Here is a 15,967-nt window from a genome sequence, read left to right on the forward strand (position 1 = left end):
AAGAACGGCCCAATTATTCGATGAATTCGATTAAATAGGTCAACTATTCTCACGAATCCATCGAATAATTCGACTCGTTCTACTGAAATTTATGCTCGAAAGCATAAGTCCGACAGGCTCCTAGAGAACTGGTGAATTTTCTGGAGGAGGAAGTACCTGAACTCATTACTGCCTGCGTACAGATTCTGGTGGCGCTGGTGGTACTGGCCAGTTTTAGTTATTGGCTGTCTTTTTCTGTGTTGGTCATGAGTCTGGCCATCCTGCTGATTTATGCGGGTTTCCATAAACGCATTTATCGTTTGAATGGTCTTCTTAACAGTCAGTCAGAGCGGCAGGTGGGTTTGCTGCAAACAGGAAGAAAAACCAGTGTAGTCCGTCATTTCAGATTATTGACTCGTCATGAAGTTGCCCTGTCAGATACGGATGCTGTCGTTTATGGAATGATTTTCATACTGGCAGCTTCATCAGTGCTTTTTAACTTATGGGTAGCTACTCAGTTACTGGAAATCAGTGCTGGCACTATTTTCACCGTAGTCAGTTATTCCTGGGAGTTTGTAGGGGCGGTATTCATGTTGCCTATGGCTTTGCAAAGTCTTACCCGTCTTTGGGAGATTTCCGACCGGTTGAATAATACTCAGGTTAAAGCGCCGGTCGCAGAAGGAGAATTGCTGTGAGTGACTTGTTGAAACCAATGGATCCATCTCATTAAGCGGGAAGAGTGTTGCACGAAGCAAAAAAAGCGGGTTAATAACTCGGTTCTGTATTGATAGACGTTCATCGGTAGGCTTATTGAACAGTGAGATAACCTATCCGTGAATTGACCTTTGGATAAATTTAACGAAATAGCAGGGTCAAAAAAAGAGTCGTCGCTCTGGCTAATGGCCTGATGGAACATTGGTCTGGTGTAGGTAATGTCTGAAATAGACAGAGGAGAGGAGAGCTGAAAGCCGGACAAGGTCCGGACTTTCAGTTAAAGCGGTGATCAGCGGTCAGAAACTGAAACGAAGTCTCTGGAGGTTTCACCGGTGTAAAGCTGACGTGGACGACCGATGCGGTATTCGCCACTGATCATCTCGTGCCAGTGAGCAATCCAGCCTGGAGTACGGCCGGTTGCGAAGATAACAGTGAACATTTCAGTTGGAATGCCCAGTGCTTTCAGGATGATGCCGGAATAGAAGTCTACGTTCGGGTACAGTTTCTTCTGTACAAAGTATTCGTCTTCCAGGGCGATCTTTTCCAGACGCTTGGCGATCTTGAACAGAGGGTCGTCTTCCAGGCCCAGTTCGCTCAGGACGTCGTCACAAGTCTGCTTCATTACCTTGGCGCGAGGGTCAAAGTTTTTGTAAACACGGTGACCAAAGCCCATCAGGCGGAATGGGTCGTTCTTGTCCTTGGCACGCTCAATGAACTCGTCGATGTTTTTCTCGTCACCGATTTCGTTCAGCATCACCAATACGGCTTCGTTCGCACCACCGTGAGCAGGTCCCCATAGAGCTGCGATACCGGCAGCAATACAAGCGAATGGGTTGGCTCCACTGGAACCGGCCAGACGTACTGTAGAAGTAGAAGCATTCTGCTCATGGTCGGCGTGCAGCAGGAAGATGCGATCCATGGCGCGAGCCAGCACAGGGTTCACTTCATACTCTTCACAAGGAGTAGCGAACATCATGTGCAGGAAGTTGCCGCCGTAACCCAGGTCGTTCCGTGGGTAAATGAAAGGCTGACCGATAGAGTATTTGTAGGTCATGGCTGCCAGGGTTGGCATTTTGGAAATCAAGCGGTAAGCGCAGATTTCACGATGACGTTCGTTAGTGATGTCCAGTGAATCATGATAGAAGGCAGAGAGAGCGCCTACTACGCCGCACATCACGGCCATTGGGTGAGCATCACGACGGAAACCGGAGAACAGATCCACCATTTGTTCATGAATCATGGTATGACGCATGATGGTGTCTTCAAAATGCTTCTTTTCTTCCTTATTAGGAAGTTCGCCGTAAATCAGCAGATAGCAGGTTTCCAGGTAGTCAGAGTGCTCAGCAAGCTGCTCGATAGGGTAACCACGGTGCAAGAGAACGCCCTTGTCACCATCAATGTAGGTGATCTTGGACTCGCAGGCAGCGGTGGATACAAAACCAGGGTCGTATGTAAACAGACCGTTGGCGGTTAAGCTACGAACATCAACAACATCTGGACCCAGCGAGCCCACATGTACAGGGAGTTCCAGCTGTTTGCCGTCTATCGAGAGGGTTGCTTTCTTTTCAGCCATTATAGGCTCCTGTCTTGCCGTTTATTCTGTCGTTATCGTCGTCTTGGGCCCATAATTATGGCGCTGGCAGAATAAGCTTTTTATGGTTGAGCCCTTTCACGGTTCGACCACTATAGGGCCAGAAATTTGTTTGTCAAACGTGTGTACCGATGAAAAAGTCTGCGCAATAAATGTAGGAGCCTATAGTAAATTTGCTTAGTGGGTTAATCAATTGTAATTAAAAACCGAACTGTATATACTTCGCCACCGAAGTCGTGGAGGGCTTCATGAGGGGGGTGAGAAGAGAACGTTAACAACGATTAACGCGGTTTCTTAACCTGAAATCAGGAGCTGCCTGTTCAGGTGAACCTGATTTGAGAGGGCATGATCCCGAGTAGATCATAACCTCTGGATAATGTTGCTGATTCAGCTGTGCACGCCTCGGGCGTTGGGACAAAAAACGTGAATAGCAAAAGACCTGTCAATCTAGACATAACCACTATAAAACTACCTCTACCAGCTTATACCTCGATCCTGCATAGGATGTCGGGCATATTGCTGTTTGTCGGGGTGGGTTTCCTGCTGTATGCACTGGACCTGTCACTGTCTTCAGAGCAGTCCTTTGCGGAACTGAAAGCACTCATGTCGGGTGGCCTGGTCAAATTTATTGTCTGGGTTTTGCTTTCTGGTCTGATCTACCACTTTGTTGCAGGCGTCAAACACCTGTTAATGGATGTGGGCATTGGTGAAGGTAAGGAGTCCGGCAAGGCCGGTGCCATTATCACCATTGTAGTATCAGCTGTACTGATTGTGCTCGCGGGGGTGTGGGTATGGTAACCAATATTACCAACTTGTCCCGAAGTGGACTCTATGACTGGATGCTGCAGAGACTGTCTGCCATCATCCTGGCTGCCTACACGCTGTTTATAGGCGGCTATGTTCTGATGAATCCAGGTCTGGACTTTCAACAGTGGACGGGTCTGTTCGAACAGACCTGGGTACGGGTGTTTACCCTGCTCGCCATTCTGTCCATCGCTGCCCATTCCTGGGTAGGTATGTGGACTATAGCAACGGACTATCTGAATGCTCGTGCATTCGGCAGTAAGTCTGTCCTGATTCGTTTCCCTTTCCAGCTGATCTGTTTTGTCGCAGTATTCAGTTACATCGTCTGGGGCATTCAAATTCTCTGGGGGAATTGATCTATGTCGGCTCTTCGCACACTGACTTACGACGCCATCGTAATCGGCGGTGGCGGCGCTGGCATGCGCGCTGCACTGCAACTGACCCAGGCGGGTATTAAAACCGCTTGTGTCACCAAAGTGTTTCCAACCCGTTCTCATACTGTATCAGCCCAGGGCGGTATCACTTGCGCGATTGCAAGTTCTGATCCGAATGATGACTGGCGCTGGCACATGTTCGATACCATTAAAGGTTCGGACTATATCGGTGACCAGGACGCTATTGAATACATGTGCTCTGTAGGGCCTCAGGCCGTATTTGAACTTGAGCATATGGGCCTGCCGTTCTCTCGAACAGAAGAAGGTCGTATCTATCAGCGTCCATTCGGTGGTCAATCCAAAGATTTCGGTAAGGGTGGTCAGGCTGCCCGTACCTGTGCTGCTGCTGACCGTACTGGTCACGCACTGCTGCACACGCTTTATCAGGCCAACCTGAAAGGTGGTACTACATTCCTGAATGAATGGTATGCCGTCGATCTGGTGAAGAACCAGAATGGGCAGGTGGCTGGTGTTATCGCGATTTGCATGGAAACGGGTGAAACCGTTTATATCAAATCCAAAGCAACTGTCATGGCTACCGGTGGTGCTGGACGTATTTATGCTTCCACCACCAATGCTCTGATTAATACCGGTGACGGTGTTGGTATGGCTCTGCGTGCCGGTTACCCCATGCAGGACATGGAGATGTGGCAGTTCCACCCAACCGGTATTCACGGTGCCGGAGTTCTGGTTACTGAAGGTTGCCGGGGTGAAGGTGGTTACCTGATCAACAGTGAAGGCGAGCGTTTCATGGAACGTTATGCGCCTAACGCTAAAGATCTGGCGGGTCGTGACGTAGTAGCCCGCTCCATGATTCTTGAAATTCTGGAAGGACGTGGTTGTGGCCCTGACAAGGATCACGTACTGCTGAAGCTGGATCACCTGGGTGAAGAGACTCTGAACCTGCGTTTGCCAGGCATCTGTGAACTGTCCAAAACATTCGCACACGCTGATCCGGTTAAAGTACCTGTGCCGGTTGTACCAACCTGTCACTACATGATGGGAGGTATTCCTACCAATGTTGGCGGTCAGGCTCTGTTCCCGGATTCAGAAGGTAGCGACAAGGTTGTAGAAGGTCTTTACGCTTGTGGTGAAGCCGCTTGTGTATCTGTTCACGGTGCTAACCGTCTGGGTGGTAACTCTTTGCTGGACCTCGTGGTCTTTGGCCGTGCAGCAGGTATCCAGATCGAGAAGAACCTGAGAGAAGGCTTTGACGGTGTTGACGCTTCTGACAGTGATATTGAAGCAGCCATGTCTCGTCTGGACCGTCTGAACAAGTCCAGTAGTGGCGAGAAGGTTGCTGATGTTCGCAAGGATCTTCAAAACACCATGCAGCTCTACTTCGGCGTGTTCCGTGAGGGTGACAGCATGCAGGAAGGTCTGAACAAGCTGAATGAGTTGGGCGAGCGTCTTCAGAACACTCATCTGGAAGACAAGAGTCATGCCTTCAACACCGCTCGTATTGAAGCCCTGGAACTTGAGAATCTGTACGAGGTAGCTTACGCCACGGCAGTTTCTGCCGAAGAGCGTAAAGAATCTCGTGGTGCTCACGCTCGTAACGACTTTACCGAACGTGATGATGAAAACTGGCTGGCTCACTCCCTGTACTTCCCGCTTGAAAAGCGTGTAGGCAAGCGCCAGGTCAATTTTGCACCGAAGACCATGGAAGCTTTCCCACCGAAAGCAAGAACCTACTAAGGTGGAGGCAGGAAAATGTTGGTAAGTGTCTATCGCTACAACCCGGAGACTGACTCCAAACCTTACATGCAAGACATTGAGGTAGAAATTCCTGAAGGTAAAGACCTGATGGTTCTCGATGTATTGAACCTGATCAAGGAAAAGGACGAAACATTAGTGTATCGTCGTTCCTGTCGTGAAGGTGTTTGCGGTTCTGATGGTGTGAGCATCAATGGGATTAATGGTCTGGCTTGTGTGACATCACTGTCCGAAGCCATGGGTAGCAAGAAAAAACTGATTTTGCGCCCGCTTCCTGGTCTGCCCGTGATCCGTGATCTGATTGTGGACATGAGTCTTTTCTATAAGCAGTACGAAAAGATTAAGCCATTCCTGATCAATGAGGAGCCCGCACCAGCAATTGAGCGTCTTCAGAGCCCTGAAGATCGTGAGAAGCTGGATGGTTTGTACGAGTGTATCCTCTGTGCATGTTGCTCCACGGCGTGTCCGTCTTTCTGGTGGAACCCTGACAAGTTTGTTGGACCATCCGGCCTGTTGCAGGCTTATCGTTTTCTGGCAGACAGTCGTGATACTGCGACTGAAGAGCGTCTGGCTGATCTGGACGATCCATTCAGTGTATTCCGCTGCCGTGGCATCATGAACTGTGTCAGCGTATGTCCAAAAGGTCTGAATCCAACCAAGGCTATTGGTCATATCAAACAGATGCTGTTTGATAGTGCTACCTGATCAGGGATTTAGAAAAAACAGGAGTTTCTTCTGCAAATGCAGAAGAGCTCCTGACAGTGGTAAAGTTGTTGAGGGTCGCGCTCTTGAGATTAAATAGAGGGTGGTTCGTTAACATGAATTGTGTGAATGCTGTTTGAGCGTACGTTTTATTTCTCAAAACAGCATCTACACTGTGATTCGGAGGCTGACACCAGAATACTGGGGAAGCCGATGATCTGAAGCAGAATTTCTGACTGCAGTTGCACTGTCGCACAAACTAAGTGGGACTGTAGTTTACTTTAGAGCCTGGCCGGTTGCTGACCCAATGAATTAATGGTGGGTAGGGCCGACAGGTTTACCAGCGGGGCGGCCGGTCAATCACCGGTCTATCTGTGGAGTTTGATAAACGGGGAAGGCGAAAGCCCCGGTTTTCAGCGCTTTGTCTGTCACTACCCAGCGACAGCAAACCACAGTGCGACTCTCATGATTAGACAGCCCTTCATTCACGGGGTAGTGATGATGCAAGAAGGTGTGATGCAGCAAATGTGGGATACCTCACATATTTCCGGGGGAAATGCTGCATACGTCGAAGAACTGTACGAACAATTCCTTCGCGACCCGAATACGGTCTCTGAGGAATGGCGTGATTATTTTCAAAAACTTCCTCAGGTCAATGGTGGTGGTCCGGACGTACCTCACTCGACCATTCAGGAAAATTTTGTCTTAATGGCGCGTCAGCGTCAGAGCACCCGCCCAATCGAAGCCGGTACAGTTTCCAGTGATCATGAGCGCAAACAGATTCAGGTATTGCGTCTAGTTAGTGCTTTCCGAATTCGGGGGCACCAGCAGGCCAAGATCGATCCGTTAGGTTGCTTGCAACGCGAACAGTTCCCCGATCTGAGTCTTGAGTATCACGGTCTGAGTGGGGCCGATCTTGATACAGAATTCCAAACCAGCACCATCTTTATTGGCAAGGAAAGAGCAACTCTTCGCGAAATTCTGGATTCACTGACAGCCACCTACTGTGGTTCTATCGGTGTTGAATACATGCACATTGTTAACACCGAAGAGCGCCGCTGGTTCCAGAGCCGGATGGAAAGCGTTCGAGGTCGTCCTGAAGTGGGCTCTGAAGCCCGACAGCATCTTCTGGAGCGTCTGACAGCTGCAGAAGGTCTGGAAAAATACCTTGGGACAAAATATCCGGGTACCAAACGTTTTGGTCTGGAAGGTGGTGAGTCTCTGATTCCCATGCTGGACGAGATTATCCAGCGTTCCGGTTCCTATGGTGCCAAGGAAATCGTTATCGGTATGGCCCACCGTGGTCGTCTGAACGTATTGGTTAACATTCTCGGTAAAAACCCTTCTGAGCTGTTCGATGAGTTCGAAGGCAAGAAAATGGCCGATACCGGTTCCGGTGATGTGAAATATCATCAGGGCTTCTCATCTAACGTAATGACACCGGGTGGTGAAGTTCACCTGGCACTGGCATTTAACCCTTCCCACCTCGAAATTGTTTCACCCGTAGTGGAAGGCTCTGTTCGTGCCCGTCAGGATCGTCGTAACGATGAGGTCCGTGGTCAGGTTATTCCTCTTGCCATTCACGGTGATGCGGCATTTGCCGGTCAGGGTGTTGTCATGGAAACCCTGCAGATGTCCCAGACCCGCGCATACAAAACTGGCGGTACTCTGCACATCATCATCAACAACCAGGTTGGCTTCACTACCAGTAAGCAGGAAGATGCCCGTTCTACTGAATATTGTACGGATGTAGCCAAGATTGTGGGTGCGCCGATTCTTCATGTGAACGGCGATGATCCTGAAGCCGTTCACTTTGCGACCAAGCTGGCGCTTGATTACCGGATGGAATTCAAGCGCGACGTAGTGATCGACATGGTTTGCTACCGTCGTCGTGGTCACAACGAAGCTGATGAGCCTTCTGGTACTCAGCCGCTGATGTATCAGATCATCAAGACGCACAAGACAACCCGTGATCTCTATGCCAACAGGCTGGTTGAAGCGGGTGTTATGGACGCCGAGCAGGACAAGACACTGGTAGACAGCTACCGTAATGCTCTGGACAACGGCGGTCATGTCGTTAAGGCACTGGTTAAAGAACCCAACAAAGAGCTGTTCGTTGACTGGGCTCCTTATCTGGGTCATGAATGGACTGCCCGTCATGATACCCGTGTGGCTATGGCCACTCTGCAAGGTCTGGGTCAGAAGCTGTGCAAAGTCCCTGAAGGTTTTGTGGTTCAACGTCAGGTCAGCAAGATCATTGATGACCGTCTGAAAATGGCTGCCGGTGCGCAATCCATTAACTGGGGTGCGGCTGAGATTCTGGCATACGGTTCACTGGTGATGGAAGGTCATCCAGTTCGTATTACCGGACAGGATGTGGGTCGGGGTACTTTCTCACACCGTCATGCCGTTCTGCATAATCAGAAAGACGGTTCTACCTATGTGCCGCTGGCCAATATTTCTGAGAATCAGCCTGATTTCCAGATCTGGGACTCGCTGCTTTCTGAGGAAGCGGTGCTGGCTTTTGAATACGGTTATGCGACAACCACTCCTAGTGCCCTGGTGGTCTGGGAAGCTCAGTTTGGTGATTTCGCCAACGGCTGTCAGGTGGTTATTGACCAGTTTATTACCAGTGGTGAGCATAAGTGGGGGCGTCTGTGTGGCCTGACCATGCTGCTACCTCATGGCTACGAAGGTCAGGGTCCTGAGCACTCCTCTGCACGTCTTGAGCGTTACCTGCAGCTTTGTGCTGAGCATAATATTCAGGTTTGTGTGCCTACCACTCCGGCTCAGGTGTTCCATATGTTGCGTCGTCAGGTCTTGCGCCCACTGCGTAAGCCTCTGATCGCCTTTACACCAAAGAGCTTGCTGAGACACAAACTGGCTGTTTCTTCCCTGGAAGACCTCGCTGAGGGCAGTTTCCAGACCATCATTCCAGAGATTGATGAGCATGAAACAGCAGACGTTACCCGTCTGATTATGTGCAGCGGCAAGGTTTACTACGACCTGCTTGAGTATAAGCGTACCAATGAACTGAAGAATGCAGCCGTCATCCGTATCGAGCAGCTGTATCCTTTCCCTCAGGATGACCTGGATGAGCTGATTGCTCGCTATCCAAACCTGAAGGACGTTGTCTGGTGTCAGGAAGAGCCCATGAATCAGGGTGCCTGGTATTGCAGTCAGCATCATATGCGCCGTGCTCTGGATAATCACGCTAACAATCTGCGTCTGGTTTATGCAGGTAGAGATGCTTCAGCGGCACCAGCCTGTGGTTACATGTCCAAGCATGTTGAAGAACAACAGAAGCTGGTAGAAGACGCTTTTAACGTATAATTGACGACGCCCCGGTGGCTCCGGGGCGAACGGTCGCAATCCCGAAAGGATCCATAATGGCCACTGAAATAAAAGCACCAACATTTCCGGAATCTATCGCTGACGGTGTGGTTGCCACATGGCACAAGAAGCCCGGAGAAACCTGCGCCCGTGATGAGCTGCTGGTTGATATTGAAACCGACAAGGTAGTTCTGGAAGTAGTCGCTCCAGCGGATGGTGTGCTTAAAGAAATTCTCAAGAACGAAGACGACACCGTTCTGAGTGCTGAAGTTATTGCTATTTTTGAAGCCGGTGCTGCGGCTACCGCTTCTGCTCCAGCCGGAGAGTCTGCACCTGCTGCAGAAACACCTGCTAGTCAGGAAGAGCCAATTCTTAGCCCGGCAGCCCGTAAAATGGCTGATGAAAAGGGTATCGATCATGGTGCCATTGCCGGCACTGGTAAAGGTGGTCGTGTTACCAAAGAAGACGTGGTTCGTCACGCTGAACAGAAGCCAGCAGCTGCAGCAGCTCCGGCATCTGCCGTGCAGGCTTCCTCTGCTCCACAGGTAGAAGCCACTACCCCGGTATTTGCGGGTGAGCGTACGGAAAAACGTGTACCAATGACACGTCTGCGTGCTAGAGTTGCGCAGCGCCTGGTAGAAGCACAGCAAACCGCTGCCATGCTGACCACATTCAATGAAGTCAACATGAAACCGGTGATGGAACTGAGAGCCCGTTACAAGGACCAGTTCGAGAAGCGTCATGGTGTCCGTCTTGGCTTCATGTCCTTCTTTGTAAAAGCCTGTGCTGAAGCCCTGCGTCGCTATCCTGCAGTAAACGCCTCTATTGATGGCAATGACATCGTTTACCACGGCTATCAGGATATCGGCGTAGCTGTCTCCAGTGATCGTGGTCTGGTAGTACCTATTCTGCGTAATGCTGAAAACATGAGTCTGGCTGACGTTGAGGCAAAAATCCGTGAATACGGAAAGAAAGCCCAGGGTGGCAAGCTGGACATTGAGGACATGACCGGTGGAACCTTTACGATTTCCAACGGCGGTGTGTTTGGTTCGCTCTTGTCTACACCGATTCTGAATCCTCCTCAGTCCGCTATTTTGGGTATGCACAAAATTCAGGAGCGCCCCATGGCCGTCAATGGTCAGGTGGAGATTCTGCCCATGATGAACCTGGCTCTGTCCTATGACCACAGGTTGCTGGATGGCAAGGAAGCGGTCACCTTCCTCGTTACCATTAAGGAACTGTTGGAAGATCCGGCACGAATCCTGTTGGAATTGTAATCTTTCATGGGTTTTGCGGCGACTGATAAGGTCGCCATTCTCATTTTCTTGGAATAGAAGATATGGCAAATCAGTTTGACGTTGTAGTCATCGGTGCGGGTCCTGCAGGTTACGTTTGTGCAATTCGCGCAGCGCAGCTGGGCCTCAAGACTGCTTGTATCGAAAAGTGGACTGATGACAAAGGCAAAACAGCTCTGGGTGGAACCTGCCTCAATGTAGGTTGCATTCCATCCAAGGCGCTGCTGGACAGCTCTCACAAGTTTGTTGAAGCACAGAAAGACTTTAAGCTGCACGGTATCAATCACTCCGGTGTTGAGATGGACGTGCCGCAAATGGTTGCCCGCAAAGACAAAATCGTTAAGACCCTGACTACAGGTGTTGGCGGTTTGTTTAAGGCGAATGGCGTAACTCTCCTGGAGGGCGCTGGTAAATTACTGGCTAACAAGCAAGTTGAGCTGACCAAGGCTGATGGCACTGTTGAAGTTTATGAAGCTGGCAACGTTGTCATTGCAACTGGCTCCCGTCCGGTAGAAATTCCACCGACTCCAACGGATGGTGATCTGATCGTAGATTCCACTGGAGCCCTGGAATTCCAGGAAACACCTAAGCGTTTGGGTGTTATCGGAGCTGGTGTTATCGGTCTGGAACTGGGTAGCGTTTGGGGTCGTTTAGGCTCTGAAGTGATCGTTCTGGAAGCTATGGATCGATTCCTGGCGGCTGCTGATGAGCAGATCTCCAAGGAAGCCATGAAGATCTTCAAGAAGCAGGGACTGGACATCCGTCTGGGTGCTCGTGTAACCAGCTCTGAGATCAAGGGTAAAGAAGTTCACGTCACTTACGCTGAGTCTGACGGCAGTGAAAAGGTTGTTGTTTTTGACAAGCTGATTGTTGCGGTAGGCCGTCGTCCATACACCGAAAGCCTGTTGGCTGCTGATTGCGGTGTCAATATGGATGAGCGTGGCTTTGTCTTTGTTGATGATCACTGCACAACTGACGTACCAGGCGTTTACGCTATTGGTGATGTTGTTCGTGGTCCAATGCTGGCACACAAAGGCAGTGAAGAAGGCATCATGGTTGCTGAAATCATTGCTGGTCAGAAAGGTCACATGAATTATGACCTGATTCCTTCGGTTATTTATACCCATCCTGAAATTGCATGGGTAGGTAAAACCGAACAGGAACTGAAAGCAGAAGGTATCGATTATAAGGTAGGTACTTTCCCGTTTGCAGCCAGTGGTCGTGCTCTGGCAGCCAACGAGACTGAAGGAATGGTTAAGGTCATTGCTGATAAGTCAACTGACCGCGTTCTGGGTGTGCACGTAGTAGGCCCAAGCGCTGCTGAACTGGTTCAGCAAGGTGTAATTGCCATGGAATTTGCTGCCAGTACTGAAGATTTGGCTCTGACCATCTTCTCTCATCCGACATTGAGTGAAGCTCTGCACGAAGCGGTTCTGGCTGTAGATGGCCATGCGATTCACATTGCCAATCGCAAGCGTCGCTAACTGAGAGTTCGAGGACTGGTCGGCACTGACCAGTCTTCACTAAGATTCGTTTACTGATGTGTGGAAGGCGCAGTGAATCAGTAAGCCTTCTCAGTGAGCAACTGATACGAAGATGTATCAGAGGGGAAAGGAGCCTGTCGGACTTAAGACAATTCCGGCCTGAAATCCAGGAAGAGCGGACGCAGCCATGAGCGCGTCAATACTGTTCCGTTGAATTTTCTTAAATAGGTCAGCTATTCGCACAAATTCAACGGAGCTGTCCAGAACGGCTCATAGCTGTGACTCGCTCTACTGACTCTTCGATAGAGAGCATGCTCGAAAGCATAAGTCCGAAAGGCTCCCGATCCCTGAAGTTTAATTTCGACACCTGAGGGGTTGGGGGTCGAAATAAAGAAACCTTTTATCCACGGACGTGGATAGGAATTTAATTACAAAACAACAATGGTAGTGTCAGTATGAATCTCCATGAATATCAGGGCAAGCAGCTGTTTGCTGAATATGGCCTGCCGGTATCCAAGGGTATTGCCTGCGATACGCCGGAAGAAGCTGCTGCAGCCGCCGATGAAATTGGCGGAAACCAGTGGGTTGTCAAAGCACAGGTTCATGCAGGTGGCCGTGGTAAAGCTGGCGGCGTAAAGCTGGTTAGCACCAAGGAAGAAATCCGTGAGTTTGCTGAAAAGTGGCTGGGTAAGAACCTGGTAACTTACCAGACTGATGAAAATGGTCAGCCTGTTAGCAAGATCCTGGTTGAAACCTGCACCGATATTGCTCAGGAACTTTACCTGGGTGCGGTAGTAGACCGTTCAACCCGCCGCATCGTTTTCATGGCTTCCACAGAAGGTGGCGTTGAAATTGAAAAAGTGGCAGAAGAAACACCTGAAAAAATTCTGAAAGCGACTGTCGATCCTCTGGTAGGTGCGCAGCCATACCAGGGTCGTGAACTGGCTTTCAAACTGGGTCTGAACGCTACTCAGGTTAAGCAGTTTACCAAGATCTTCCTGGGTCTTGCCAAACTGTTCCAGGACCTGGATCTGGCTCTGCTGGAAATTAATCCTCTGGTTATTACTGAAGCGGGTGACCTGCACTGTCTGGATGCCAAGCTGAACATCGACAGCAACGCTCTGTACCGTCAGCCTCGTCTGAAGACCATGCACGATCCTTCTCAGGAAGACGCTCGTGAAGCACACGCAGCTCAGTGGGAACTGAACTACGTGGCACTGGATGGCAACATCGGCTGCATGGTAAACGGCGCTGGTCTGGCCATGGGTACCATGGACATTGTTAAACTGTCTGGTGGTACTCCAGCTAACTTCCTGGACGTAGGTGGCGGTGCTACTAAAGAACGTGTCAGCGAAGCTTTCAAAATTATCCTGTCTGACGACAGTGTTAAAGCTGTTCTGGTTAACATCTTCGGCGGTATTGTTCGTTGTGACCTGATTGCTGACGGCATCATCGGTGCAGTAAAAGAAGTAGGTGTTGAAGTGCCTGTTGTTGTTCGTCTCGAAGGCAATAACGCTGAGCTGGGTGCTCAGAAGCTGGCAGAAAGTGGGTTGGACATCATCGCTGCAAGCAGTCTCTCTGACGCTGCAGACCAGGTAGTAAAAGCAGCGGAGGGTAAATAAGAATGAGCGTCCTGATCAATAAAGACACCAAAGTGATCTGCCAGGGCTTCACTGGTTCTCAGGGAACTTTCCACTCCGAACAGGCGATTGCATATGGCACTCGCATGGTAGGTGGTGTAACTCCAGGTAAAGGTGGGCAGGAACATTTGGGTCTGCCTGTATTCAATACTGTTGCTGAAGCAGTTGTTGAAACCGGTGCTGAAGCTTCCGTGATCTACGTACCTGCTGCTTTCTGTAAGGATTCTATCCTGGAAGCTGCTAATGCTGGCATCAAGCTGATTGTCTGCATCACTGAAGGCATTCCTACCCTGGACATGCTGGACTGCAAGGTTCGCTGTGATGAGCTGGGCGTTACCCTGATTGGTCCTAACTGCCCGGGTGTTATCACTCCGGGTGAGTGCAAGATCGGTATCATGCCTGGTCACATTCATAAGCCAGGTAAGGTCGGTATTGTATCCCGTTCCGGTACTCTGACTTACGAAGCAGTTAAGCAGACCACTGACTTCGGTTTTGGTCAGTCTACCTGTGTCGGTATTGGTGGTGACCCGATTCCTGGTTCCAACTTCATCGATATCCTGAAGCTGTTCGAAAAAGATCCACAGACAGAAGCGATTGTTATGATCGGTGAGATCGGTGGTACAGCGGAAGAAGAAGCAGCTGCTTACATCAAAGAGAACGTAACCAAGCCTGTTGTCTCCTACATTGCCGGTGTTACTGCACCTCCAGGCAAGCGTATGGGTCACGCCGGTGCGATCATCTCTGGTGGTAAAGGTACTGCTGATGAGAAATTTGCTGCCCTGGAAGAAGCCGGTGTTAAAACTGTGCGTTCACTGGCAGAAATCGGTCAGGCTCTGAAAGAGAAGACAGGCTGGTAAGTTCGGCGTTGGCTTTGGCCTGATCCGGATCAGCTTTGACTGATTAAACGGCTCACCTCTCAGGAGGTGGGCCGTTTTGTTTTATAGAGCTTGTTTTTGTCGAGAATGATCCATCAGCGGCTAGTCCAGAAAAAGTTCTCAAAGGGCGTTTGTCGTGACTTTCTGAGAGCACGGCTTTTCGATGAAGTTTCTCTGATTGGAGCTGACTTTATTAGCCTCTTGCAGAGCTGCTATTCTCTCTTATTCAGTCTGATCAAGCAGGCGATAACCTGTCTTAAATCTGGCTTGCGGAATGTCGCTATAGGCTGCAGCCGTTGAATGGCACATAGTCCCACGTTTATCTCCACCCTCAGGGAATCCTCCAGTGGATACACCGAATCTGAATCCAGACAAATACCGTTTTGTGCGGGCTCTCAGGCCCTTTTCCTTCTCTGTCGCATTGATCACCTGTGGGTTGGGGATCGCGGTCGCTTTTTCAAGGGGCGAGGGGGATGTCGGCAGGGCTGTGGCTGTCATGATTGCGGGCCTTTTATTGCAGGCTGCCAGTAACCTTGCCAATGACCATGCTGACTTGCATTTCTGGAATGGTCGAACTGGTTTGCTGGCGGAGCAGGTGATTCAACAGATTCGCCGGAATTTTTATATTGCTGGCCTGTTTGCCCTGGTAGCGATTGTTATTGGCCTATGGCTTGTCTGGCTGACGGGCTGGCCCTTGTTCCTGCTGGGTCTGTTTGGAGTCATTGCAGGCTATTTCTATACAGGCGAGCCCATTGTCTACAAACATCGTGGGTTGGGTGTACCTGCAGTGTTTCTTCTGACAGGTGTCCTGATGGTGAGTGGAGCTTATTACGCAGTGTCTGGAATATGGAGCAATGAACTGCTTTGGATCTCTATACCGGTGAGTTTATTAACGGCCGCTCTATTGGTGTCTAATGAAGTTCGAGATTATTTGGATGATCGGTCTTCCAGTATCCGTACCCTGACGGTCAGAATCGGTTATGACATGAGCAGGGCGTTGTATGTTGTACTGTTGCTGTTAGTGTACCCAGTCAGTTATTACCTCTATCTTAATAACCTGCTGATTAATCCTGCTTATATGGTGTTTTCTTTGTTAGTCATCTGGCAGCCTGTTAAATTGCTGCGGTGTTCTCCTGGTGATTATCAGTTAATGAAATTGCCGCCTATGACGGGCCGTTTTTTTCTGGTGTTTGGTATTTGCTTCATATTGAGTATTTTTTGATGGGTGTAATTTTCCTATAGGGAGTACTGCTTTTAAACAAGGATAAAAAATATCCTGTTTACCATCGACCCTACGTCATAATCCAGATGCTATATTAAACGTCTGATGACCTTTATATTTGGAGATAAATCTGATGTGTAAAAATACTGTTCAGTTCCAAAAAGGCATTGGCATTATG

At 49.7% G+C, this 15,967-nt stretch carries 12 protein-coding genes; 11 read left to right on the forward strand and 1 reads right to left on the reverse strand.

The genetic code is table 11. The features are described 5' to 3' along the window. Positions 1-131 precede the first annotated feature (131 nt). Positions 132-674, forward strand: a complete 543-nt coding sequence (locus tag ACR2PX_RS21840; RefSeq protein ID WP_434001474.1) for an ABC transporter six-transmembrane domain-containing protein — start codon at positions 132-134, stop codon at positions 672-674. A 308-nt stretch (positions 675-982) separates the two neighbouring features. On the opposite strand, the gene gltA is transcribed toward ACR2PX_RS21840, so the two are convergent. Further along, positions 983-2,266 (reverse strand): citrate synthase, encoded by a 1,284-nt coding sequence (gltA, locus tag ACR2PX_RS21845; protein WP_434001475.1) that lies wholly within the window; start codon positions 2,264-2,266, stop codon positions 983-985. Between the two features lie 441 nt (positions 2,267-2,707). Between gltA and sdhC the strand changes: the two genes are divergently transcribed. The 10 genes from sdhC (at position 2,708) to ACR2PX_RS21895 (ending at position 15,789) form a co-directional block, all read left to right on the forward strand. After that, positions 2,708-3,082, forward strand: coding sequence for a succinate dehydrogenase, cytochrome b556 subunit (gene sdhC / locus ACR2PX_RS21850; RefSeq protein ID WP_434001476.1), 375 nt, complete (start codon positions 2,708-2,710; stop codon positions 3,080-3,082). Further along, positions 3,076-3,444 carry a succinate dehydrogenase, hydrophobic membrane anchor protein gene (gene sdhD / locus ACR2PX_RS21855; RefSeq protein WP_434001477.1) on the forward strand — a complete coding sequence of 123 codons (369 nt, stop codon included), beginning with the start codon at positions 3,076-3,078 and terminating at the stop codon, positions 3,442-3,444. The genes sdhC and sdhD overlap by 7 nt, the downstream gene beginning before the upstream one ends. 3 nt (positions 3,445-3,447) lie before the next feature. After that, a complete protein-coding gene (gene sdhA, locus ACR2PX_RS21860; protein WP_434001478.1) occupies positions 3,448-5,220 on the forward strand; it encodes a succinate dehydrogenase flavoprotein subunit in 1,773 nt (590 codons plus the stop codon). Between the two features lie 15 nt (positions 5,221-5,235). Further along, positions 5,236-5,943: a succinate dehydrogenase iron-sulfur subunit gene (locus tag ACR2PX_RS21865; RefSeq protein ID WP_434001479.1), complete on the forward strand. Its 708-nt coding sequence runs from the start codon at positions 5,236-5,238 to the stop codon at positions 5,941-5,943. A gap of 498 nt (positions 5,944-6,441) precedes the next feature. Next, positions 6,442-9,273 (forward strand): 2-oxoglutarate dehydrogenase E1 component, encoded by a 2,832-nt coding sequence (locus ACR2PX_RS21870; protein ID WP_434001485.1) that lies wholly within the window; start codon positions 6,442-6,444, stop codon positions 9,271-9,273. A 56-nt stretch (positions 9,274-9,329) separates the two neighbouring features. Continuing rightward, on the forward strand, positions 9,330-10,550 hold the full coding sequence (odhB, locus tag ACR2PX_RS21875) for a 2-oxoglutarate dehydrogenase complex dihydrolipoyllysine-residue succinyltransferase (protein WP_434001480.1): 1,221 nt from the start codon (positions 9,330-9,332) through the stop codon (positions 10,548-10,550). 62 nt (positions 10,551-10,612) lie between these two features. Further along, on the forward strand, positions 10,613-12,052 hold the full coding sequence (gene lpdA, locus ACR2PX_RS21880) for a dihydrolipoyl dehydrogenase (protein WP_434001481.1): 1,440 nt from the start codon (positions 10,613-10,615) through the stop codon (positions 12,050-12,052). A 455-nt stretch (positions 12,053-12,507) separates the two neighbouring features. Then, a complete protein-coding gene (gene sucC, locus ACR2PX_RS21885) occupies positions 12,508-13,674 on the forward strand; it encodes an ADP-forming succinate--CoA ligase subunit beta (protein WP_434001482.1) in 1,167 nt (388 codons plus the stop codon). A 2-nt stretch (positions 13,675-13,676) separates the two neighbouring features. Beyond that, positions 13,677-14,549, forward strand: coding sequence for a succinate--CoA ligase subunit alpha (sucD, locus tag ACR2PX_RS21890; protein ID WP_434001483.1), 873 nt, complete (start codon positions 13,677-13,679; stop codon positions 14,547-14,549). Between the two features lie 364 nt (positions 14,550-14,913). Next, entirely contained in the window at positions 14,914-15,789 is an 876-nt protein-coding gene (locus ACR2PX_RS21895; protein WP_434001484.1) for a prenyltransferase, read from the forward strand. The last annotated feature ends 178 nt before the right edge of the window (positions 15,790-15,967 follow it).

It is taken from the genome of Endozoicomonas sp., assembly GCF_051008435.1.
Classification (GTDB): domain Bacteria; phylum Pseudomonadota; class Gammaproteobacteria; order Pseudomonadales; family Endozoicomonadaceae; genus Endozoicomonas_A.

Bases quoted from the DNA above. Each gene is read 5' to 3' on its own strand.
- gltA (WP_434001475.1), bottom strand. From the start codon at position 2,266: ATGGCTGAAAAGAAAGCAACCCTCTCGATAGACGGCAAACAGCTGGAA.
- sucC (WP_434001482.1), top strand. From the start codon at position 12,508: ATGAATCTCCATGAATATCAGGGCAAGCAGCTGTTTGCTGAATATGGC.
- sdhD (WP_434001477.1), top strand. From the start codon at position 3,076: ATGGTAACCAATATTACCAACTTGTCCCGAAGTGGACTCTATGACTGG.
- lpdA (WP_434001481.1), top strand. From the start codon at position 10,613: ATGGCAAATCAGTTTGACGTTGTAGTCATCGGTGCGGGTCCTGCAGGT.
- ACR2PX_RS21865 (WP_434001479.1), top strand. From the start codon at position 5,236: ATGTTGGTAAGTGTCTATCGCTACAACCCGGAGACTGACTCCAAACCT.
- ACR2PX_RS21870 (WP_434001485.1), top strand. From the start codon at position 6,442: ATGCAAGAAGGTGTGATGCAGCAAATGTGGGATACCTCACATATTTCC.
- odhB (WP_434001480.1), top strand. From the start codon at position 9,330: ATGGCCACTGAAATAAAAGCACCAACATTTCCGGAATCTATCGCTGAC.
- sdhA (WP_434001478.1), top strand. From the start codon at position 3,448: ATGTCGGCTCTTCGCACACTGACTTACGACGCCATCGTAATCGGCGGT.
- sucD (WP_434001483.1), top strand. From the start codon at position 13,677: ATGAGCGTCCTGATCAATAAAGACACCAAAGTGATCTGCCAGGGCTTC.